The 21,888-nt window shown below is 63.4% G+C and carries 23 protein-coding genes; 8 read left to right on the top strand and 15 right to left on the bottom strand.

What is annotated here, in order from left to right; translation table 11 throughout:
* Positions 1-141: 141 nt before the first annotated feature.
* Entirely contained in the window at positions 142-504 is a 363-nt protein-coding gene (locus tag BLU39_RS12200) for a hypothetical protein (protein WP_092713287.1), read from the top strand.
* Positions 505-519: 15 nt separating this feature from the next.
* Here the strand turns inward: BLU39_RS12200 and BLU39_RS12205 are convergent, their stop codons facing one another.
* Complete coding sequence (locus tag BLU39_RS12205) at positions 520-1,101, bottom strand: putative pterin-binding protein (RefSeq protein WP_092713289.1); 582 nt, start codon at positions 1,099-1,101, stop codon at positions 520-522.
* Between the two features lie 225 nt (positions 1,102-1,326).
* Here BLU39_RS12205 and BLU39_RS12210 point away from each other — a divergent pair, with 225 nt between their 5' ends.
* The gene (locus BLU39_RS12210) at positions 1,327-1,908 is read left to right on the top strand and encodes a porin family protein (protein WP_092713291.1); all 582 of its coding nucleotides are present in this window, start codon (positions 1,327-1,329) and stop codon (positions 1,906-1,908) included.
* 72 nt (positions 1,909-1,980) lie between these two features.
* Here the strand turns inward: BLU39_RS12210 and ettA are convergent, their stop codons facing one another.
* A complete protein-coding gene (gene ettA, locus BLU39_RS12215; RefSeq protein WP_034752850.1) occupies positions 1,981-3,648 on the bottom strand; it encodes an energy-dependent translational throttle protein EttA in 1,668 nt (555 codons plus the stop codon).
* Between the two features lie 87 nt (positions 3,649-3,735).
* Positions 3,736-4,620, bottom strand: a complete 885-nt coding sequence (gene rarD, locus BLU39_RS12220) for an EamA family transporter RarD (protein WP_092713293.1) — start codon at positions 4,618-4,620, stop codon at positions 3,736-3,738.
* Between the two features lie 236 nt (positions 4,621-4,856).
* Between rarD and BLU39_RS12225 the strand changes: the two genes are divergently transcribed.
* Together BLU39_RS12225 and BLU39_RS12230 are read left to right on the top strand one after the other, a co-directional pair.
* Positions 4,857-6,734, top strand: coding sequence for a potassium transporter Kup (locus BLU39_RS12225; protein WP_092713295.1), 1,878 nt, complete (start codon positions 4,857-4,859; stop codon positions 6,732-6,734).
* Between the two features lie 168 nt (positions 6,735-6,902).
* Positions 6,903-7,364: an FKBP-type peptidyl-prolyl cis-trans isomerase gene (locus tag BLU39_RS12230; protein WP_092713297.1), complete on the top strand. Its 462-nt coding sequence runs from the start codon at positions 6,903-6,905 to the stop codon at positions 7,362-7,364.
* 65 nt (positions 7,365-7,429) lie between these two features.
* Here the strand turns inward: BLU39_RS12230 and BLU39_RS12235 are convergent, their stop codons facing one another.
* Genes BLU39_RS12235 through BLU39_RS12245 form a run of 3 tightly spaced genes read right to left on the bottom strand, consistent with a single transcriptional unit; the run spans position 7,430 to position 9,528 of the window.
* The gene (locus tag BLU39_RS12235; protein ID WP_092713299.1) at positions 7,430-8,107 is read right to left on the bottom strand and encodes a Dph6-related ATP pyrophosphatase; all 678 of its coding nucleotides are present in this window, start codon (positions 8,105-8,107) and stop codon (positions 7,430-7,432) included.
* Positions 8,104-8,580 carry a GNAT family N-acetyltransferase gene (locus tag BLU39_RS12240; RefSeq protein ID WP_092713301.1) on the bottom strand — a complete coding sequence of 159 codons (477 nt, stop codon included), beginning with the start codon at positions 8,578-8,580 and terminating at the stop codon, positions 8,104-8,106. Before BLU39_RS12240 ends, BLU39_RS12235 begins: the two co-directional genes overlap by 4 nt.
* A 39-nt stretch (positions 8,581-8,619) precedes the next feature.
* A complete protein-coding gene (locus BLU39_RS12245) occupies positions 8,620-9,528 on the bottom strand; it encodes a LysR family transcriptional regulator (protein WP_092713303.1) in 909 nt (302 codons plus the stop codon).
* 120 nt (positions 9,529-9,648) lie between these two features.
* Here BLU39_RS12245 and BLU39_RS12250 point away from each other — a divergent pair, with 120 nt between their 5' ends.
* Positions 9,649-10,482: a type 1 glutamine amidotransferase domain-containing protein gene (locus BLU39_RS12250; RefSeq protein ID WP_092713305.1), complete on the top strand. Its 834-nt coding sequence runs from the start codon at positions 9,649-9,651 to the stop codon at positions 10,480-10,482.
* 60 nt (positions 10,483-10,542) lie between these two features.
* On the opposite strand, the gene BLU39_RS12255 is transcribed toward BLU39_RS12250, so the two are convergent.
* Positions 10,543-10,968, bottom strand: coding sequence for an organic hydroperoxide resistance protein (locus BLU39_RS12255; RefSeq protein ID WP_034783746.1), 426 nt, complete (start codon positions 10,966-10,968; stop codon positions 10,543-10,545).
* Between the two features lie 283 nt (positions 10,969-11,251).
* Between BLU39_RS12255 and BLU39_RS12260 the strand changes: the two genes are divergently transcribed.
* Positions 11,252-12,517 (top strand): histidine kinase, encoded by a 1,266-nt coding sequence (locus BLU39_RS12260; RefSeq protein ID WP_092713307.1) that lies wholly within the window; start codon positions 11,252-11,254, stop codon positions 12,515-12,517.
* The gene (locus BLU39_RS12265; RefSeq protein ID WP_092713309.1) at positions 12,504-13,286 is read left to right on the top strand and encodes a LytR/AlgR family response regulator transcription factor; all 783 of its coding nucleotides are present in this window, start codon (positions 12,504-12,506) and stop codon (positions 13,284-13,286) included. The genes BLU39_RS12260 and BLU39_RS12265 overlap by 14 nt, the downstream gene beginning before the upstream one ends.
* Positions 13,287-13,367: 81 nt before the next feature.
* On the opposite strand, the gene BLU39_RS12270 is transcribed toward BLU39_RS12265, so the two are convergent.
* The 7 genes from BLU39_RS12270 to BLU39_RS12300 form a co-directional block, all read right to left on the bottom strand.
* A complete protein-coding gene (locus tag BLU39_RS12270; RefSeq protein WP_058049326.1) occupies positions 13,368-14,411 on the bottom strand; it encodes a histone deacetylase family protein in 1,044 nt (347 codons plus the stop codon).
* 28 nt (positions 14,412-14,439) lie between these two features.
* Entirely contained in the window at positions 14,440-16,041 is a 1,602-nt protein-coding gene (gene gshA, locus BLU39_RS12275) for a glutamate--cysteine ligase (protein ID WP_092713312.1), read from the bottom strand.
* A 213-nt stretch (positions 16,042-16,254) separates the two neighbouring features.
* The gene (prmC, locus tag BLU39_RS12280; RefSeq protein ID WP_092713314.1) at positions 16,255-17,085 is read right to left on the bottom strand and encodes a peptide chain release factor N(5)-glutamine methyltransferase; all 831 of its coding nucleotides are present in this window, start codon (positions 17,083-17,085) and stop codon (positions 16,255-16,257) included.
* An 11-nt stretch (positions 17,086-17,096) separates the two neighbouring features.
* Positions 17,097-17,567 (bottom strand): disulfide bond formation protein B, encoded by a 471-nt coding sequence (locus BLU39_RS12285; protein WP_092713638.1) that lies wholly within the window; start codon positions 17,565-17,567, stop codon positions 17,097-17,099.
* A gap of 182 nt (positions 17,568-17,749) precedes the next feature.
* On the bottom strand, positions 17,750-18,826 hold the full coding sequence (gene prfA, locus BLU39_RS12290) for a peptide chain release factor 1 (protein WP_092713316.1): 1,077 nt from the start codon (positions 18,824-18,826) through the stop codon (positions 17,750-17,752).
* 86 nt (positions 18,827-18,912) lie between these two features.
* Complete coding sequence (hemA, locus tag BLU39_RS12295; protein ID WP_092713318.1) at positions 18,913-20,187, bottom strand: glutamyl-tRNA reductase; 1,275 nt, start codon at positions 20,185-20,187, stop codon at positions 18,913-18,915.
* Positions 20,188-20,269: 82 nt separating this feature from the next.
* Positions 20,270-20,959 carry a response regulator transcription factor gene (locus BLU39_RS12300; RefSeq protein ID WP_046681910.1) on the bottom strand — a complete coding sequence of 230 codons (690 nt, stop codon included), beginning with the start codon at positions 20,957-20,959 and terminating at the stop codon, positions 20,270-20,272.
* Positions 20,960-21,128: 169 nt separating this feature from the next.
* On the opposite strand from BLU39_RS12300, the gene BLU39_RS12305 reads away from it, so the two are divergent.
* Positions 21,129-21,632: a hypothetical protein gene (locus BLU39_RS12305; protein ID WP_092713320.1), complete on the top strand. Its 504-nt coding sequence runs from the start codon at positions 21,129-21,131 to the stop codon at positions 21,630-21,632.
* 3 nt (positions 21,633-21,635) lie between these two features.
* Here BLU39_RS12305 and minE read toward each other — a convergent pair whose 3' ends face one another.
* The gene (gene minE, locus BLU39_RS12310) at positions 21,636-21,887 is read right to left on the bottom strand and encodes a cell division topological specificity factor MinE (RefSeq protein ID WP_034752886.1); all 252 of its coding nucleotides are present in this window, start codon (positions 21,885-21,887) and stop codon (positions 21,636-21,638) included.
* Position 21,888: the final 1 nt, after the last annotated feature.

The following is a 21,888-nucleotide window of genomic DNA, read 5'->3' on the forward strand; positions in this document are numbered from 1 at the left end:
ACCACGACTTACCAAATAAAAGTGCCGATTTGTCGACAAAGATTCCAATTAGCAATAAGATTTGACGAGGGGAATCATTGCGCACCGCCCCTGTCTTGTTGCCCGTTTTCGGCACGGGACATTACGCGCAGGGAGTGTTGCATGTTATTTTTAAAGAGTACGTCCGTCAGCAAGGCCCCCGGTATTTACGAGGTCGACATCGCCGCCAAACCACCGGGCAAGACCTTCGGCATTTTTCTTGCCACCGATCCCGACCACCCGCCACTGGCCTTGCTGGGGCAATTGAAGGCGCTTGGATTCGAGAACACCTATAGTTCGCCCTACCTGCACAAGGATGGGGGCAAAGTGCTGGACCTGCATTTCCAGAAGGATGGCACGGACATCTTCAAGGGCTGGAAGACCGAGGAGTGCACGCAGAACGTGGCGGCCATCACGGCCTTGTTCGAGGAGCATGGCATTACCATCGCTCCACGCGTCATGTCGATGGCCGAAGCCTACGCTTAATCTGCCTCAACCGCTTCAACCCGCCTCGACGCCGATGTGATACAGCGCCCACGGGCAGCTGGAAAAACGTTCGGCCAGGGGCATGGCCGCCACGGCCGCGATGCGGTCCGCATCGTGGATCGCCCAGAGCGGTCCCAGGCCGCCCAGCGCCATCGCCTGGCCATCCAGGTGGGTGGCGACAATGAAACGCTGTGTGCGCGCCTGCGCCATGGTCAGCGCCGCCGCGTAGCCATCGACGGCGCGCAGCAACAGCCGCACGGCATCTTCCTCGGGCGCGCCCGCCGCCTTCAATACATCGACCAGCAATGGCCCGCGCAGGGCATGGACCTTGCCGTCGTATTCCAGGGTGGGGTGGATGGTGCGTGCCGGCAAATTCGCCAGCGCCGCAAAGTCGAAAGCCCGCGCCCGTTCAAAACTGATCTTTTGCTTGTGCATCATCTGGTCGCGCACGGCGTCGAAGGGACCCCGGTTGGGCTTGTCGATGCTGCCCGTGACGGTCAGCAGTGCCGGCCCGCGCAAGCCTGTGGGCGCCGCGCGGCCTATGGCGGGCAGGGCGGTGGCGGCCATGGCGGCGGCAAGAAACTGGCGTTTATGCATGCATTTCTCCTGGTGACTGAAAATCGATAATGTTCTTAAGTCTATCTTAAGTTCGCTCAACGGTGCGCATTTTACGGTTATTGTCAGTTTGCAATGTCGACTTACATCTTGTCACAGTTCTTACGGAATGATGAAAGACGTAGCTTTTTTCGGCTGTTATTGTGTCTTCATCGCACTTCGCTGAACTGCGAATCCAGGCACCATTCACTAATTGAGAGAGAGAACATGATGAAGAAGAAAATCCTGTTTGCAATGATCGCTTCCGTTACCGCACTGACCGGCATGAGCGCAGCACACGCCGAAGGCGCCTATGTGGGTGCTGGCGTCACGGGCAACCGTTATAACTTCGATATTCCTGGCGCCACCAGCGCCGACAATCACAGCGGCTACAAGGCTGGCGCCAAGATCTTCGCCGGTTACGATTTCGACAAAACCTGGGCAATCGAAGGTGGCTATGCCGATTTCGGCAGCAAGGATTACAGCTATGTCACGGGTGCAGGCAACGGTTCCGTGAAAAGCGATTCGCATGGCTACTACCTGGCCGGCAAGGCCACCATGCCTGTGAGCGATAAAGTCGGCGTGTTCGGCAAGCTCGGCGTGGCCAAGGTCAAGAACAGCCTGAGCGGCACGGGCCTGTCGACCGGCATCAGCGGCAACGACAAGACGGGCGTGTACGCTTCCGTCGGCGCCCAGTACGCGATCAACGAGAAAGTCTCGCTGACGGCGGAAGTGGAACACTTCGGCAAGAGCGCCGACCAGGGCCGCAAGGCTACGGGCCTCGCTCTGGGCGCACGCTACAACTTCTAAGTCACCGGAAGTTTGCTGAAAAAAAAGGCAGTTACCGCGAGGTAACTGCCTTTTTACATGGCCGGACCGAAATTACGTGGTCAGCGGCTTGTAGCGGATACGTTTTGGCTTCGCGCCTTCTTCACCCAGGCGTTTCTTCTTGTCGGCTTCGTACTCTTGATAGTTGCCGTCGAAGAAGGTGACTTGCGAATTGCCTTCGAAGGCCAGGATGTGCGTGGCGATACGGTCGAGGAACCAGCGGTCATGGGAAATGACCATGACGCTGCCGGCAAATTCCAGCAGGGCGTCTTCCAGCGCGCGCAAGGTTTCCACATCCAGATCGTTCGACGGTTCATCGAGCAGCAGGACGTTGCCGCCCATCAGCAGAGTTTTTGCCAGGTGCAGACGGCCGCGTTCACCGCCGGACAGGTTGCCCACTTGCTTTTGCTGGTCCGAGCCCTTGAAGTTGAAGCGGCCCAGGTAGGCGCGCGACGGCATTTCGAAGCGGCCGACCGTCAGCATGTCGGCGCCGCCGGACACGTCTTCGAACACGGATTTGTTGTCAGCGAGACTATCACGGTTCTGGTCGACGATGGACACGCGCGCCGTCTGGCCGATGGCCACTTCGCCGCTGTCCGGCGTTTCCTTGCCGGTGATCATCTTGAACAGGGTCGACTTGCCAGCGCCGTTGGGACCGATGATGCCGACGATGGCGCCTGGCGGCACGGTAAAACTCAGGTTGTCGATCAGCAAACGGTCGCCGAACGCTTTCGACACGTTCTTGAACTCGATGACTTCATTGCCCAGGCGCTCTGCCACGGGAATGAAGATCTCCTGCGTCTCGTTGCGCTTCTGGTATTCGTGCTCGGACAGTTCGTTGAAGCGGGCCAGGCGGGCTTTCGACTTGGCCTGGCGCGCTTTCGGGTTCTGGCGCGACCATTCCAATTCCTTCTGCAGCGCTTTCTGGCGCGCCGATTCCGTCGCTTCTTCCTGCTTCAAACGGGCTTGCTTCTGGTCCAGCCAGGTCGAGTAGTTGCCCTTCCATGGAATGCCGTGGCCGCGGTCCAGCTCCAGGATCCACTCTGCCGCGTTGTCGAGGAAGTAGCGGTCATGGGTGATGGCCACGACGGTGCCGGGGAAGCGCAGCAGGAATTGTTCCAGCCAGTCGACCGATTCCGCATCCAGATGGTTGGTCGGCTCGTCGAGCAGCAGCATGTCGGGCTTGGACAGCAGCAGCTTGCACAGCGCCACGCGGCGCTTTTCACCGCCGGACAGCACGCCGATGGTGGCGTCCCATGGCGGCAGGCGCAGCGCGTCGGCGGCCATTTCCAGCTGCAGATTCAGATTGCCGCCGTCGGAAGTCGAGATGATCGCTTCCAGGCGTGCCTGTTCCGTGGCCAGGGCGTCGAAATCGGCGTCTTCCTCGGCATAGGCGGCGTACACGGCTTCCAGCTTGGCTTGCGCTTCAAACACTTCGCCCAGGCCGGATTCCACTTCCTGGCGCACGGTTTTTGCCGGATCGAGCTGCGGTTCCTGCGGCAGGTAGCCGATGTTCAGGCCCGGCATCGGCACGGCTTCGCCCTGGATGTCGGTGTCGATGCCTGCCATGATTTTCAGCAGGGTCGATTTGCCGGAGCCGTTCAGGCCCAGCACGCCGATCTTCGCGCCTGGGAAGAAGGAGAGGGAAATATCTTTCAGAATCTGGCGCTTGGGCGGGACGATTTTGCCCACGCGATTCATGGTGTAGACGTAATTTGCCATTAGAAATCTCGGGTGATATACAAAGACGGACAGGATACGGTAAACGCCCGCTTCCGGCCAGCGCTGTGCGCTGCCGGAACGGGCCGGTCAGGCGGCCAGACGCGCGCGGCGGCTGCTCCACAGGCCCTCGGCCGCATACAGGCCCAGCGCCGTCCAGATGACGAGGAAGCCCAGCATGCGCTCGGGCGTGAACGATTCGTGGAAGACCCATACGCCGATCAGGAGCTGGCCCGTGGGCGCGATGTATTGCAACAGTCCCAGCACGGCCAGCGGCAGGCGGCGCGCGCCAGCGGCGAACAGCAGCAGGGGAATGGCCGTGATGGGGCCGGACGCCAGCAGCAGCGCGCGCGTGGCGGTGGAGTCGGTATTGACGAAGCCGCTCTGGCCATGCCAGGCCAGCCACAGCATGTAGGCCAGCGCCAGGGGAAAAAGAATCAATGTTTCAAACGACAAGCCTTCCAGCGCGCCCAGCGCGGCCGTCTTGCGCAGCAGGCCATAGCCGCCGAAGGTGGCCGCCAGCAGCAGGGCGATCCACGGTATCTGCCCCGCCTGCCAGGTGAGCCAGGCCACGCCGCAGCCGGCCAGGCCGATGGCCAGCCACTGCAGGCGGCGCAAGCGCTCGTGCAGCAGCAAAAAGCCCAGCATGACATTGATCAGGGGCGTAATGAAGTAGCCGAGGCTGGCGTCGACCACGTGGCCGTTGTTGACGGCCCAGATATAGATGAACCAGTTGGCGGACAGCAAAAACGCGCTGGCCACGAAGCTGGCCACCACTTTCGGCTGGCTGCGCAAGGCGCCCAGCCAGCTCCACTGGCGGCGCACGGTCAGCACGATACCGAGGAACAATAGCGACCAGACCATGCGGTTGGCCAGGATTTCCTGCGGCGCGATGGCGTCGATGGCATGGAAATACAGGGGGAACAGGCCCCAGCACAGGAAGGCGAGGGAGGCGTAGAGCATGCCTGGATTCATGATGGGGGCACTGGAGAGTAGACAGTCTGTCATTATCGCTGAAAACACACGGGGCTGCCCGGCGCCGCTGGCGAGGCGTAGAATGGCAACAAATCAACGGCCGCCCGTTCGCGCAAGCGGGCGCGGCGGCATAAAACAACGACCTTGGGGCAGCCCGGAACCATGCAAAAATACTCTTGCTATTTGCTAATACCTATCATATTGTGCGATGCAACAAAACAAAAACGGGTGCAATCTTGACGTCGGAACATAAAAAAAGCAGCCTGGTCGGCTTGACGCTGGCTGCCGTCGGCATCGTCTATGGCGATATCGGCACCAGTCCGCTGTACACCCTGAAAACGGTCTTCGACCCGACCCATGGCCTGTCCGTCACGCATAACAACCTGCTGGGCATCGTCTCGCTGATCTTCTGGGGCCTGACCCTGATCGTCTCGCTCAAGTACGTGACCCTGGTGCTGCGCGCCGACAACCGCGGCGAGGGCGGCATCATGGCCCTGATGGCGCTGGTGCTGTCGTCCGTCAGCAAGTCGTCGCGCTGGCACGTGCCGCTGATGGTGATCGGCGTCTTCGGCGCCACCCTGTTCTACGGCGACAGCGTGATCACGCCGGCCATTTCCGTGCTGTCGGCCATCGAAGGCCTGGAAGTGGCCACGCCCGCCTTCAGCCCGTACGTGGTGTGGCTGACGATCGCCGTGCTGGTGGGCCTGTATTCCGTGCAGTCGCACGGCACGGCCGGCATCGGCCGCTTCTTCGCTCCCATCATGCTGATCTGGTTTGTCGCGCTGGCCTGCATGGGCGTGGTCAACATCATCAAGTCGCCGGCCATCCTGGCCGCCGTCAACCCGCTGCATGCGGTGGCTTTCTTGCTGGAAAATGGCCGCATCGCCTTCCTGTCGCTGGGCGCCGTGGTGCTGGCGCTGACGGGTGCCGAGGCGCTGTACGCCGACATGGGCCACTTCGGCAAGAAGCCGATCCGCATGGCCTGGTTTCTGATCGCCTTCCCCGCGCTGGCATTGAATTACCTGGGCCAGGGCGGCCTGCTGCTCGCGCACCCTGAAGCCATTTCCAATCCCTTCTACCAGCAGCTGGGCGCCTGGAGCGTGTATCCGCTGGTGATCCTGTCGACCATGGCCACCGTGATCGCTTCGCAGGCAACCATTTCCGGCACCTTCTCGATGACCAAGCAAGCCATCGCGCTGGGCTTTTTGCCGCGCATGCGCGTGCGCCACACGTCGGAAAGCGAAATCGGCCAGATTTACATCCCGGCCGTCAACTGGCTGCAACTGGCCGTGGTGCTGCTGGCCGTAGTCGGCTTCGGCTCCTCGGAAAAGCTGGCCGCCGCCTACGGCATCGCCGTCACGGCCACCATGCTGGCCACCACCATCCTGACCTTCTTCGTCATCCGCTACCGCTGGAAGATGAATTTGCTGCTGTGCTGGGCCGCCACGGGTTTCTTCCTGATCATCGACGTCAACCTGTTCTCGGCCAGCGCCCTGAAACTGTTCCACGGCGGCTGGTTCCCGCTGCTGCTGGGCGCCATCCTGTTCATCGTCATGCTGACCTGGAAGCGGGGCCGCCAGCTGGTGTTCGAGAACCTGGAAAAGCATGCGATCCCGCTCGACGATTTCCTCTCGTCGCTGTTCATCGCCCCGCCGCTGCGCGTGCCCGGCACGGCCATTTTCCTGCGCGGCGAAACGGATGGCGTGCCGCATGCGCTGCTGCATAACTTGCTGCACAACAAGGTGTTGCATGAAAGAGTCATTTTCCTTACCGTTTTCATGCATGAAGAACCGTGGGTGGCGCCGTCCGAGCGCGTGCGCGTGGTGGACCTGGGCCACCAGTGCTACCAGGTCAATGTGCATTACGGCTTCAAGGATGAGCCGGACATTCCCGATGCGCTGGCGCAATGCGCGCAGCAGGGACTGGATTTCGAGATGATGGAAACATCGTTCTTCATCGCGCGCCAGACCATCATTTCGACGCCGGGCGCCGGCATGATGCCGTGGCGCGAGCACCTGTTCGTCACCATGTCGCGCAACGCGCGCACGGCGGCCGACTACTATCAGATCCCGAGCAACCGGGTGATCGAACTGGGTACGCAGGTGGAAATCTAGACGTGGCAGTGCGGCGGAATGGTTGTTGTGACAATGTTGTATTGTTGCGCAATCTTCCGCCGTGCTTACGTCTGCTTACAAATTGGCCGCGCGACTCCTGTTAAACTGCTGCTCGCACCGGCCCGCACCGTACGGGCTGAGCCACACACCAATATTTAAAGGGAAACCATGAAATCGGTATTTCAAATGATCGCCACCCTCGCTTGCGCCGTGGCCCTGACCGCCTGCGGTGCTGCTGCCAACACCGAGAAGCCGGTCGTGCTCGACCCGAATACGCAAGTGAAAGAACTGACCATTACCGATACGGTGGTCGGCACCGGCACGGCAGCGGCGGCGGGCGACACCCTGCTGGTGACCTACACGGGCTGGCTGTATGACGCGAGCAAACCGGGCAACAAGGGCACGCAGTTCGATGCGAGCCCGGCCGGCTCCGGTTTTACTTTCCCGCTGGGTATCGGCCGTGTCATCCTGGGCTGGGACCGCGGCCTGGTCGGCATGCAGGTCGGCGGCACGCGCACCCTGGCCATTCCGTATGACCTGGGCTACGGCAAGGCAGGCAGCGCGCCGAAGATTCCCGGCTACGCCGGCTTGCTGTTCGAGATCAAGCTGGTGAGCGTGACGAAAAAGTAAGCACGCGCAAGGCAGCGGACAAAGGGCGATTCCACGGAATCGCCCTTTTTGCTTGGGCGGCCCCTTTACGCCTCGGGCGGGGCCAGTTCCTGGAAGTAATAGGTGGCGCCGCCCAGGTTGGCAGGCGCGTCATATTGCAGCACTTGCGTGCGGCGCAGCGCCACCGGTGTGCTGAAGGCGGGACCGTCGTAGACGAAGGTGTGGAATTCGCCGTTTTCGCCGCAGGCGTCGACGCCGGGCGGCAGGTCGGCCAGGAAGGCGGCATCGAATTCGCGCCCGCAAAATGTCCGTGGCAAGTGCTGGCCATTGATGCACACGACGATGGCCTTGAAGCCGGCGGCGAGAAATTCGTCGACCAGCGCGCGGCGGTTCCCGCCCCACAGGGGCAGGTGGGCCGTCAGGCCGGCCGCGGCGCAGACTTTTTCTTCCCAGTCGCGGTGCGGCTGCAGGTCGATGTCGCCAAACAGCGCATGATCGATGCCCTCGGCCTTGGCCGCGCGCAGCATGGCGATGAATTGCTCTTCATAGCTGGCCCAGCTGGCGTGATAGCGCTGCAGGCGCGCGCCCAGGCTGGCCGCCTGCGCCGCGAGCAGCTCGGGCGGCACGCCGTGCGAGCGCGACTTGCGGCCATCTTCATCCATGGCCGTGATCAGCAGCGGCACGTCCATGCCCGCGTTGCGCGCGCGCCACAGGGCCAGGCAGGAATCCTTGCCGCCGCTCCAGGAAATCAGGGCCGTCGTCATGCCGCAGCTTCCGGCGCCACCGCGCGCAGCATGTCGACGTGCTGTATGCCGTCTTCGTCGTACGGCGCGCTGACGGTGACAAAGCCGAACGACTGGTAGAAGCGCTCCAGGTAGTGCTGCGCGCCGATGCGGATGGCGTGGCCAGGATGCTGGCGTTCGGCGCGGGCGATACCTTCCGTTAATAGCTGCTTGCCGGCGCCCGTGGTGCGCGCCTCGGGCGCCGTCAGCACGCGGCCCAGCGACATTTCCACATACTTGGCGCCCGGTGCCAGCACGCGCAGGTAGGCGGACAGACGGCGCTGGCCATCCACCGTTTGCCAGCCCAGCAAATGCATGGCTTGCTGGTCATGGCCGTCCAGGTCCGGGTAAATGCACTGCTGTTCGATGACGAACACGCGCTGGCGCAAGGCCAGCACCTGGTACAAATCGTGGGGGCCGAGTTCGTCGAACGTGTTCCATTGCCAGCTGATCATGGGTCATCCTTGCTTGAGAGTGGCGTGATTTTACCGGCTTCAGGCCGCCGGAGTGGGATAGCGCTGCGCATACCACTGCTTCAGGTGCTCGATGCAGCGCGTCACGCGGGGCGCCACCAGCTGGCGCGACGGATAGATGGCGAACAGCGCCAGGCTGGGCCGCTCGATGTCCGGAAACAGCTCGACCAGGGCGCCGCTGGCCAGTTCCTCGCGGCAGACAAAGGTGGGCAGGATGCCGATGCCCAGGCCGCGCAGGATCAGGCTGCGCATGAACAGCGTGTTGTTCGTGCGAACCCAGTTCGGTACTTCGATGTCGCTGTACGGCCCCGCATGGCGCAGCGGCCAGCGGCTGCCGAACAGCGCGTGGCTGTAGATGAAGCAGCGCTGGCGCGTCAAGTCCGTGGCTTCCCGCAGGGGACCGTGGCGTTCCAGGTAGGCGGGCGCGCAGCAGATGTGCAGGCGGTAGTCGTGGATGTGGCGCGCCACGTAGCTCGAATCGTTGAGCGCGGTGGTGACGCGAAATCCCAGGTCGTAGTTGGCGGCCGCCAGGTCGACATATTCATCCTTCAGGTCGACGTCCAGGCGCAGCGCGGGCCAGTCGGCCATGAAATCGGCCAGGCCTTCGGCCAGCTCGCCCACGCCCAAGGTCAGCGGCGCGTTGATGCGCAGGCGGCCCGTCACGTGCGCGGTGGAGTGTGCCACCATGTCTTCCGCCTGCACCAGCTCGTCGAGCAGCTTGCGGCAGTGCTCGAGGTAGGCGGCGCCCGTTTCCGTCAGGGCCAGCTGGCGCGTGGTGCGCGTCATCAGGCGCCCGCCCAGTTCCTGCTCCAGCTGGCCGACGCGCCGGCTTACGTACGAAGCCGACAAGTCCAGTTCATCGGCGGCGCGGCGAAAGCTGCCCAGCTCGGCCACGCGGCGAAACAGCTGCATCGCCTGCAATTTATCCATTTCATTCCTATTCGGCGCTTCTATTCGGTCTTATTCTGCATCAGTGCTGTGCATTATTCATCATTTTTCCGCATTTTGATTCGGAATATGCTGGTGACCTCTCTACAGAAAGGCCACACCATGAAAAAATTACTGATCAGCAGCCTGTTGCTCGCCGCCTTTTCCACCGCCCAGGCGGCCGACGTCCTCGTCGTGTTGTCGGACGCCAATCACCTTGACTTGCGCGACGGCAAGGTCTTTTCGACGGGTTTTTATCTGAATGAATTGATGCAGCCCGTGAAAAAGCTGCTCGACGCGGGCCACACGGTGACGTTCGCCACGCCGCAGGGCCAGGCGCCCACCCTGGATGCCAGCTCGGATACGGTCGATTACTTTGGCGGCGACGCGGCCGCGCACGCGGCGCACAAGGCGCTGCTGGACCAACTGGCGCTGACGGTACCGGGCCGCTCGCCCGTGATCAGCCTGAAGCGCGTGGAACAGATCGGTTATGGCCACTACGCGGCCGTGCTGGTGCCGGGCGGCCACGCGCCGATGCAGGATCTGTTGAAGGATGCCGGCCTGGGCGCCTTGCTGCGCCAGTTCCATGCGGATGGCAAGCCGACGGCGCTGCTGTGCCATGGCCCCATCGCCCTGCTGTCGGCCTTGCCGCAGGCTGCAGCGTTTGCGGCCGCGCTGGAAGCGGGCCGTACGCCGCCCAAGCCGGCGGACTGGATCTACAGCGGCTACCGCATGACGGTGATCAGCAATCAGGAAGAGCTGGCGGCACAGGGTGCGCTGAAGGGCGGGACGATGAAGTTCTACCCGCAGTCGGGCTTGCAGGCGGCTGGCGCGCAGTATGTGCAGAACCAGACGCCGTGGACCAGCAACGTCGTGGTCGACCGCGAACTGATCACGGGACAGAATCCCGCTTCGGCACCGGCCCTGGCGGACAGGCTGCTGCAGGCGCTGCGCTAAAGCAAAAATCCCCGGCGGCGCCAGGGCGCATCCGGGGAGGTAGAGTGCACGCAGCGGGGATTAGACGATCGTCAGGGTGACGTCGATGTTGCCGCGCGTGGCGTTCGAGTACGGGCAGACGATGTGGGCGGCGGCGACCAGTGCTTCGGCGGCGGCGCGTTCCATGCCTGGCAGCGAGATTTTCAGTTCCACTTCGATGCCGAAGCCTGTTTCGATGGCGCCGATGCCGACGTTGCCTTCGATGGACAGGTCCGCTGGCAGGGCGATCTTGTCGCGGCCGCCAACGAATTTCATGGCGCCGATGAAGCAGGCCGAGTAGCCGGCGGCGAACAGTTGTTCCGGATTGGTGCCGACGGCGCCATTGCCGCCCAGTTCTTTTGGCGTGGTCAGCTTGACGTCCAGCACATTGTCGGACGACACGGCACGGCCTTCGCGGCCTCCGGTGGCGGTGGCTTGAGCGCGGTACAGGACTTGTTTGATCGACATGATGGTTTCCTTTAGGTAGATAAATAGGTGGCTACTAAATAGTGTGCTACTTGCTTCATGGACTGTCGCCCCAGGATCTCCGTCTGCAGAAGCACTTGCCGGCGTCCATGTACACAATATATATCGTGCACTATTTAATTGCAAGCGATTTTATTTCGGGCGGCGCGGATTGATGCTTTATTTTGCAGCCTTTGTCGCCACTACGGGCCTTCCATCGCATAATGGCCACCGCCGCGCGCACCGATGGTTATGCTTGGCCCACTTCACACCCCAAGGAAAAATCATGACTAGCCTCTTCTTTATCCTGCGCGTCACCTTGGCCACGATGGTCACGTACATCATCGCCACGGCGATCCTGGTGGAGAATTTCCTGCGCCATATCTTCGGGCATACGGAAGGCTTCTTTGTCATCGTCGGCGCGCTGCTGGCCAGCGCCGTCATCACGAATGCGTTTTCGCACGTGCGGCGCGTGCGCCTGATCGCCGGCGCCGTCAATGCCGGCACCCTATCGAGCCGTCAGCGGCGCCAGATCGAGATTCCGTTCGAGGCGGGCGAGGCGTTCGACATGATCGACGCGGCCATCCGCGAATTGCCGGGCAGCGAAGTAGTCGAAAGCGCGCGTGACAGCCTGCAGGTGCAGGCTAGAGTGCGCCGTGCCGCGCCGTACACGCACACGGGCTTGCCCCGCATGCGCGTGCTCGGTTTCCTCGAGCCGCGGCCGAACCAGATCCTCGCCACCGTCACGCCGAATGGCGAGGCGGGCAGCGTGACCCTCATCTGCGAGCCGGCGCGCAATGCCTGGACCGACTGGTTCCTCGTCGACCATGGCAGCAACCTGGAAAACGCGGAAGCGGTGACGCGGGCGATGACGCGCCGCGTGGCGCAGCGCCGGCGCGGCGAGCAGGCCGAGGCGCGCCAGACGGTGACGGAAAAGGAACTCACGGTGGCCAAACTGAGCCTGCTGCATGCGCAGGTCGAGCCGCACTTCCTGTACAACACCCTGGCCAGCGCGCAGCTGCTCACGCGCAGCGACCCCGTGCGCGCCGATGAAATGCTGGGCAACCTGATTTTGTACCTGCGCCACTCGCTGCCGCGCACGGAGCAAGCCATGTCGACCCTGGGCACGGAACTGGAACGGGCGCGCGCCTACCTCGACATCCTGAAAATTCGCATGGGCGGGCGTTTGAACCTGCAGATCGAAGTGCCGCAATACCTGCGCCAGGTGGAACTGCCGCCGATGATGCTGCAAACCCTGGTGGAAAACGCCATCAAGCATGGCCTGGAGCCGAAAAGCGGCGGCGGCACCATCTGGATCATGGCGCGCAGCGGCGACGGCACGGTGATCGTCACGGTGGCCGACGATGGCAAGGGTTTCAGCGACGATGGTGCCGGCACGGGCATCGGCCTGCGCAATGTGCGCGAACGCCTGCGCCTGACCTACGGCAACGCCGCCGCGTTTGCCATCGTCGCCAATTTCCCCGATGGCGTGACAGCCACCATCACGGTACCGGACAGCACGGCGCAAGGAGTATCGTATGCATCAGCCTGAGATGACTTGCGTCATCGCCGAAGATGAAACCCTGCTGCGCAATGCGCTCGTGGCCCTGCTGGCCGAAGAGTGGCCCTACTTGCGCATCGTCGCCGCCTGCGACGACGGCGGCACGGCGCTCGAGGCCATCGCCACGCACAAGCCCGACGTCGCCTTCCTCGACATCCGCATGCCGGGCCTGACGGGGCTGGAAGTGGCGGCCGGCGCGCTCGAAGCGAGTCCCGCCACGCAGGTGGTGTTCGTCACGGCCTACGACCAGTACGCGATCGATGCCTTCGACAAGGGCGCCGTCGATTATGTATTGAAACCGATCGCCCGCGAGCGCCTGCAAGCGACCCTGCAGCGCGTGCAGGCGCGGGCCGGCAAGGCCCGGGCGGGCGACGGCGCGCTGGCCGGCTTGCTGCAGCAATTGAGCAGCGCCTTGCCGGCGGCGGCCAAGTCGCCGCCGCTGGTGTGGCTGACGGCCAGCAGCGGCAAGGATACGCGGCTGATCATGGTGGAAGACATCGCCTATTTTCAATCCGACACCAAGTACACGGCCGTCATGACGGCGGACGGCGAGGCGCTGCTGCGCAAGCCGATCCGCGAACTGCTCGACGTGCTCGACCCGGCCATCTTCAAGCAGATCCACCGCTCCACCATCGTCAACATGAAGATGGTGGCGTCCGTGACGCGCGACGAGGTGGGACGCGGCAGCCTGCGCCTGAAGACGCGGCCGGAAACCCTGGCCGTGAGCCAGCCGTTCATGGCCTTGTTCCGGAATATGTAGCGCTGCTAAAGCCGGGGTCAGACCCTCAACACTGTTAACGCCAAGCTCACCGTCAACGTGGACGGGGGGCTGACCCCAGAATTATTCCGCCGTCTCGAAGCCTTCCAGCACATTGACGACATTGATGCCGATTTCCTTTACCGCATAGCCGCCTTCGAGGATGAAGGCGGTGGGCAGGTTCAGGTGCGCGAGGCGTTCGCCCACGCGCAGGTAGTCGCCGCTTTGCAGGGCGAAGTGCGACAGCGGGTCGCCGGCGAAGGTGTCGACACCGAGCGAGACCACCAGCGCGTCGGGCGCATACATATTGATGCGCAGGCAGGCCGTTTCCAGCGCCGCGAACCAGCTGGCCGTGGTGCTGCCGGCCGGCAGCGGCAGGTTGACGTTGTAGCCGAGTCCCGCGCCGCTGCCCGTTTCATCCGCGTGGCCCAGATAAAACGGATATTCATTGCGCGGGTCGGCGTGGATCGAGGCAAACAGCACGTCGTCGCGCTGGTAAAAGATGCTTTGCGTGCCGTTGCCGTGGTGGTAGTCGATATCGAGGATGGCGACCTTGCGGGCGCCGTCGTCGAGCAGGTGCTGTGCGGCCAGGGCCGCGTTGTTCAGAAAACAGTAGCCGCCAAAGAAATCGCTGCCCGCGTGGTGGCCCGGCGGGCGCGTGAGGGCAAACGTGGCCCGCTCGCCAAGGCGCAGCGCGTGGGCCGCGTTGACGGCGCAGTCGGCGCCCGTCTTGGCCGCCGTCCACGTGCCGGCCGTCAGCGGCGTGCCGTTGTCCATCGAGTACAGGCCCAGCTTGGCCGTGAAGTCGTCCGGTTCGATATCGCTGCGCAGGGTGCGCACGGGCCACACGGAGGGCAGCGCGTCCTTGCCCGCATTATCCGGATCGAGCGCCAGCCAGTCGTGCCAGGCGTGGCGCAGGAAATGCAGGTAGCGGGGCGTGTGGATGCGCTCCAATGACGTCAGCGGCACGCCGTGCGGCGTGACGATGCGGCCCAGGTTGCGCCGCCCCAGCTCGGCCACCACCATGTCGGCCCGCTCGGGCGTTTCGAAGCAGGGCACCATGGTGCCGCGAAACATCTCGAAGCGGCCCCGGTGCTGGCCGTGCAATTCATTGTAGAAGGTCAGCATGGGGCGCCAGGCGGAAAGTCGGGCAGGATCAGGTGTGCGAGCACAGGGTGCTGGCGCGGTAGGCGGCGACGAAATCGTCGAAGCTGCCGGCCGGTGCCGCTTCCATGGCGCGCTGCTCGGCCAGCGAGCTGGCCGCCATCGCGTCGAAATACGCGCTTTGCTCGGGTGTGGGCGGATGCGCGCGGAAAAACGCCGCATGGCGTTCGCTTTGCCGCAGGCCGAAGGCGGCAAACGAGCCGCCGTTGGCGCGCAGCTCGGCCAATACCTTTGCCGACGGCGTCGCGTCCGGGTTGGCCAGTTTGACGGCTTGGGCCGCCAGGCTGTCCGCGTGCTGCGTGCCGCCATGGCGAGAGTCGAGCAGGGTTGCCACGGGGGCGATGCGCGCGAGCAGTTCCTCGCCCCACGCCTGCAAGCCGATGTCTTCGCCATCGCGGCGCAGGGTTAGGCCCGGCTTGCGGCCTTCCTTCACGGTGCGCGCGAAATTGTTCGTGTAGCAGGCGCTTTGCTCGGCCGAGATGGGACCGCTGTCGTCGAGCGCGCAGAACAGCAAAAATGCGTCGAGGAAGCGGCCCGTTTCCAGGCTGATGCCGACCGGTTCGAACGGGTCGACATCCATGCAGCGCACTTCGATATATTGCACGCCGCGCAGGCACAGGGCTTGTATCGGACGCTCGCCCGTGCGGATCACGCGCTTCGGGCGGATGGTCGAATAGTATTCATTTTCGATCTGCAACACGTTGGTGGACAATTGTATCCACTCGCCATCCTTCTTCGTGCCCAGCGCCGCATATGGCGGATACGGGTCGTTGACGGCGTGCGTGAGCGCGTTGACGTAATCTTCCAGGCTGTTTTCGTGCGGGCGCAGGCCCGACTGGGCGTCGTTCTGGTAGCCGAGGTCGCTCATGCGCAGGCTGGTGGCGTAAGGCAGGAAGAGGGTGTCGTCGGACAAGGTGTCGAGCTTGTGCGCGCGGCCGCGCAGGAAACCGGCGGACAGGGCCGGCGAGGCGCCAAACAGGTACATCAAGAGCCAGCTGTAGCGGCGGAAATTGCGGATCGTCGCCAGATAGCTTTCCGACTGCACGTCTTTCGGCGTGGCTGCCGCCTGCGTGGCGCTGGCGCTGGTGTCCGGATTGCTGGCCAGCACTTGCCACAACCGCTCGTCGAGCGAATAGTTGTAATGGATGCCGGCGATGCATTGCATGGCTTTGCCGTAGCGCAAGGCCAGGCCGCGCCGGTAGACGTGCTTGAGCATGCCCATATTCGAGCTGCCGTAGTTGGCGATCTCGATTTCCGCTTCGGGCGGCAGCTGGCACGGCATCGACTGGCTCCACAGCAACTCGTCGCCGAGGCGGCTGTAGGCGTGGCGGTGCACGGTGTCGAGCTTGTCGAGCGTGACGCCGATGTCGGCTTCGGCCGGCGTGATGAATTCGAGCAGCGCTTCGGCGTAGTCGGTGGTGATTTCAGGGTGCGTCAGCGCCGAGCCCAGGGCGGCGGGGTGGGGCGTGGAAGCCAGATGGCCGGCGTGGTCGACGCGCAGGGTTTCACGCTCGATGCCGCGCAAGCCGCCCAGCAGCGCGCGGTTGGCATCTTCGGTCAGCAATGCCAGGCGGCGAGTCAACAGGTTGGGCAATTTGAGCTTCCTTTCATGTGCAGCATATAAATAATTTGTGCTGAGATTAACCGAATTTTGGCAAATGCGTCGGCGCCGGCCCAAAAAACGCCGCGTCGCCAGCGTCCGCCCCGGGGAACGGAGACGGCGCTTCGGTCAGGAATTCGCTTGATAGTTTAACAAACTGCGGGGGGATCTGGCGCGCCGCCGGGTCAAGCTTTGCGCAGATGGCGGTCAGCCCAGGCGGGCGCCGCTGACCCGTTCGATGCCGGCCAGGTCGCGCCAGCTTTGCACTTTGTTGTAGCCGGCGTCGGCCAGCAAGCCGCGCACGGATGCCGCCTGGTCGTAGCCGTGCTCCATCAGCAGCCAGGCGCCTGAGGCCAGGTGGCGAGCGGCGCCGGAGACGATGGTGCGCAGGGCCGACAAGCCGTCCGCGTGGTCGGTCAGCGCGCCCGTCGGTTCGAAGCGCAGATCGCCTTCGGCCAGGTGGCGGTCGCCGCTGGCGATGTAGGGGGGATTGGAGACGATCAGGTCGAACTTTTCCGTGCCCAGCGCTTCGAACCAGTCGCTGGCCATGAAGGTGATGTTGACGCCGTTGGCGCTGGCGTTGCGGCGCGCAACGGCCAGCGCCGCGCTGCTCACGTCCAGGGCCGTGACGACGGCGTCGGGCCGCGTGTGCGCCAGCGCAACGGCGATGGCGCCGCTGCCCGTGCCCATGTCGAGCACCCGTCCGCCGGGCGGCAGGCGCTCGAGCGCCAGTTCCACCAGCACTTCCGTGTCGGGGCGGGGGATCAGCACGGCGTCGTTCACTTCGAACGGCAGGCCGAAAAATTCGCGCTGGCCGACGATGTAGGCGACCGGTTCGCCCTGCAGGCGACGCGCCAGCAAGCCCGACAGGCGTTCGGCTTCATCGGCAGTGAGCACACGCTCCGATTGCGTGATCAGGCTCACGCGCGACAGGCCCAGCGCGTGGCCCAGCAGGATGCGGTTATCGAGCGGATCGAGCAGCGGACGGATTTGCAGGGCGCCGACAGTGCTGCCGGCGGGAATCAAGGTTTCTGGCATGGTGCTTTCAATTATTTCTGACGGCGCAGCAAGGTCCACAGCAGGCCGATGGCGAAGATGGCGAACCAGGCGAATGCCCATTGCGGGATCGACAGGCCGAAAAACGGCTCGCCAGCACTTTCGCAGGCGCCGTACGATTCAAACATGAAGGGCATGAGTTGGGCCGTGAAGACCTTGTTCAGCGCCGTTTCCACCGGGTCGATGCCGCACGAGAAGCCGGGGTTGGCCAGCACGTACAAATGCTTGGCGCCCACGCCCAGGCCGCCCAAGGCCGCCAACAAGCCGACGCCCGCGCCGATCTTTGGACGGTTGGCTGCCGCGCCAGCCAGGCAGGCGATGCCGATGGCGAGGAACAGGTAGCGCTGGATCACGCACAGCGGGCACGGCGCCATGTTCATGGCATGCTGCAAATACATGGCCACGCCCAGCATCAGGAAACACAGGGCGGCGATCGACAGGAGGACGGTGCGTGAATTTTTCATGGGCGACACGGTGAGGTGGATGGAATCGAGCTGGTCATTTTCGCACAAGGCTAGATTTTTATTGCTTAGCCGCTACTTAAAGCTGTCGGCTTACGCGCTGCGCGCCAAGCCGACCTACAACTGCGGGGTGGTCGGCGTAGGTCGGCTTAGCGCAGCGTAAGTCGACGCAACGGCCTCAGCGTTTAGTCACCGAGCGCCGCTAAAAGCTCAGCCTGGTGCTCCGCCGCCAGCGCATTCGTCAACTCCGTCAAATCCCCATCCATGATGAAGTCGAGCTTGTACAAGGTCAGATTGATGCGGTGGTCCGTCAGGCGTCCCTGCGGGAAATTGTAAGTGCGGATGCGCTCGCTGCGGTCGCCCGAACCGATCAGGCTCTTGCGCGTGGCCGCTTCCTTTGACTGCTGTTCGCGCAGCTGCACGTCCTTGATGCGCGCGGCCAGCACTTTCATCGCCTGCGCCTTGTTCTTGTGCTGGCTGCGGTCATCCTGGCATTCGACCACGATGCCGGTCGGCAAGTGGGTGATGCGCACGGCGGAATCCGTCTTGTTGATGTGCTGGCCACCGGCGCCCGAGGCGCGGTAGGTATCGATGCGCAGGTCGGCCGGGTTGATGTTGACGTCTTCGACCTCGTCCGCTTCCGGCATCACGGCCACCGTGCAGGCGGACGTGTGGATGCGCCCTTGCGTTTCCGTGGCCGGCACGCGCTGCACGCGGTGGCCGCCCGATTCGAATTTCAGCTTCGAATACGCGCCATTGCCCACCACGCGCACGATCACTTCGCGGTAGCCGCCCAGGTCGGAATCGGACGAGGACACGAGTTCCACCTGCCAGCGGTTGCGCTCGGCAAAGCGCGTGTACATGCGCAGCAGGTCGCCGGCGAACAGGGCCGATTCGTCGCCGCCCGTGCCGGCGCGAATTTCCAGGAAGATGTTGCGCTCGTCGTTGACGTCCTTCGGCAGCAGCATGGTCTGCAGTTCGCGTTCCAGCCGCGTCATGGTGGCTTTCGCCGCCTCGATTTCTTCCTGGGCGAATTCCTTCATGTCCGGGTCGCCCAGCATCTCTTGCGCCGTGGCGATGTCGTTGCCCGCTTCCTGGTAGGAACGGTACAGGGCCACGAGCGGGCCCAGTTCGGCGTGCTCGCGCGTCATCTTGCGGTAGCTGTCCATGTTCGACGTGGCGTCCGGGTGCATCAGCAGTTCGTCGAGTTCGACCAGGCGGTTCGCCAGTTGATCGAGTTTGGCCAGCATGGATGGTTTCATAGCGATTCGCGGTAAAAGAGTGTGGGGATGATGCGGGCCCGGCAGGCGGGCAGGGGGCGGCCGCGCGGGCGGCCAGCGGGGCTGCGCTAACGGCGGGGGCGGAACAGTTTTGGCAGCAGGGTGACCAGCTGCTTGCGCTCGTCGCCTTGTGCATGGTGCAGCGCCTGCTGCGGGCCGTGCAGGAACTTGGCCGTCAAGCCTTTCGACAGCGCTTCGAGGACGGCGTCGATGTCGGCGCCCTTGGCCAGCATCTTGCGTGCCCGTTCCACTTCCATCAGGCGCAACGATTCGCTGTTTTCATGCAAATGCTGGATGACGGGCACCATGGCGCGGTCGTCGACCCAGCTCATGAACGATTGCACGCGCGTCTCGATGATGGATTCGGCTTGCGCCACGGCCGCTTGCCGGCTTTCCAGGCCCGTCTGCACGACCTTGCCCAGGTCGTCGACCGTGTACAGGAAGACGTCGTTCAAACGGCCCACTTCGGCCTCGATGTCGCGCGGTACGGCCAGGTCGACCATGAACATGGGCTTGTGGCGGCGTGCCTTGATGGCGCGCTCGACCAGGCCCAGGCCCAGCAGCGGCAACGATGACGCCGTGCACGAGATGACGATGTCGAACCGGTGCAACTGCTCCGGCAAGTCGGCCAGGCGGATGGCCTTGCCGTTGAAGCGGTGCGCCAGTTCCTCGCCCCGCTCCATGGTGCGGTTGGCAATGGTGATGCTTTTCGGGTTTTGCGCCGCGAAGTGCGTGGCGCACAATTCAATCATTTCGCCGGCGCCGATGAACAGCACGTTCTGCTCGGCGATCTTGTCGAAGATGCGCTGCGACAGGCGCACGGCGGCGGCCGCCATGGACACGCTGTGGGCGCCGATTTCCGTGCTGCTGCGCACTTCCTTGGCGACGGAAAAGCTGCGCTGGAACAACTGGTGCAGATACGTGCCCAGGCCGCCCGCCTCGTCGGCCGTGCGGATCGCGTCCTTGATCTGCCCCAGGATCTGCGTTTCGCCCAGCACCATCGAGTCGAGCCCGGAGGCGACGCGGAAGGTGTGGCGCACGGCATCGTGCTGCGGCAGCATATACAAGTGCGGGCGTAGCTCGCTGTAATTGAGCTGGTGGTAGTCGGCCAGGAAATGCGCGCCCGCGTCGAGCGGATTGGGCACGTGGCTGGCCGCATACAGCTCGGTGCGGTTGCACGTCGACAGGATGGCCGCTTCGTCGTTGTCGCGCAAGTCGATGCGCTGGAACCAGGTGCGCGCCGCCATCACCGCCGAACCCAAGTGCTCAGGCGCAAACGCCAGCTGTTCGCGGAGCGACACTGGGGCGGTGGTATGGTTGAGGCCGACGGCGAGCAGTTGCATTTCAGGGCAGTTGGGATGACTTATGCCGACATTATAACGCTTTGTGCCCGCGCTTTGAGCAGGTCAGCCTTTTTGCCGCCGTTCAGCCGCCCAGTTTTTCCAGGCGATAACCGTAGCTGTAGACGGGCACGAGCCTGTAGCCATGTTCCGGTTTCAGCTGCAACTTGTTGCGCACGCGCGAGACGTGGGTATCCATGGTGCGCGAGGGCAGGGCCGTGTCGCGCTGCCACACGGCTTCGTGGATGTAGGCACGCGACAGGGGCCGGCCCAGGTTGCGGAAAAACAGCAGCGCCAGGGCGAATTCCTTGTGCGTCACGTCCAGCACTTCGCCATCGCGCAGCAGGCGGCCGGGGCGGGTTTCAAATGTGTAATGACCAAATTGCAAGTATTCGGCGCCATTCTGGGCAGGATACGCCACGCGCAGCAGCGCCTGGGTGCGCAAGGTCAGTTCGCTGCGCCGCAATGGCTTGATCATGTAGTCGTCGGCACCGGCCGTCATGCCCGCCACCACGTCGTCTTCGCCGGAACTGTTGGTCATAAACAACACGGGCGCCTTCGGCGCCAGTTTTTCGCGGGCACGGCGCAAGACTTCCGCACCGTCCAGATCACTCACATGCCAGTCGAGGATGAGCATGTCGCAACTGTCCTTGCGCAGTTGCCCCAGCATTTCCTTACCACTCTGAAACTCGTGGCAAGCGTGGCCGGCGGCGGTGAGCACCTGGCAGATCAGCTCTGCCTGGCTATGGTCGCTATCGAGTACGGCAATTCGCATAATTGGCTGGAGTGTGTAGCAACAAACAGACGGTCTGCTCTGCTTATCGTAATGTTAAGGAATGCTCAAGTGAAATATAACAGAGATTGCAACTGTGTCCAGTGAAATCGGAGGGCAGAGCCTTTACGTTACACTTGTTCATCTACCCCCCTACTGTGGAGAAGCGGCCATGTCAGACAAGAGCACTACCGATTGGACACTGATACCGGCCAGTCGTGCGGAAATCGAGCAAGTGCGCGAGCGTTGCCGGCGCCTGGTGCAGCGGCGCGCCATGATGTCGGCGGGCGCCTCGGCCATTCCCATTCCCGGCGTCGACCTGATGTCCGACGTGGGCCTGTTTTCCATGCTGATCAACGATATCAACCACGAATTCGGCCTCACGCCCGAGCAGATCGAGCGTCTGAACCCGCAGTTCAAGATGATGGCCTACCGCGCGGCGGTGGGCATGGGGGGCATGCTGGTTGGGAAGCTGGTGTCGCGCGAACTGATCCTCCACCTGCTCAAGCGCAGTGGGGTCAAGATAGCCACCAAGCAGGTGGCGCGCTTCGTGCCGTTTGCCGGCCAGGCGGTGGCGGCAGCCATCGGCTACGCCGTTTTCCGCCAGATCGGCAACCAGCACGTGAACGCCTGCGCCGCGGTGGCGCAGGAATTGCTCACGGTGAGGCCGGATTAACTATTACGCGTCCGGCAGCACCACGTTGACGTCGAGCACCTCCAGGTTGCCCTGGCGGTCCAGCGAAATCTTGATGTCGTCGGCATTGACCTTGGTGTACTTGGAAATGACGGCGATCAATTCCTTGTGCAGGGCAGGCAGGAAGTCCGGACCATCGCGTCCGCTGCGTTCGCGGGCGATGATGATCTGCAGGCGTTCCTTGGCCGCGGTGGCCGTCTTCGGCTTTGGGGGGAAGAGGAAAGAAAGCAAGGCCATA

The organism is Janthinobacterium sp. OK676 (assembly GCF_900103595.1).
Classification (GTDB): Bacteria; Pseudomonadota; Gammaproteobacteria; order Burkholderiales; family Burkholderiaceae_D; genus Janthinobacterium.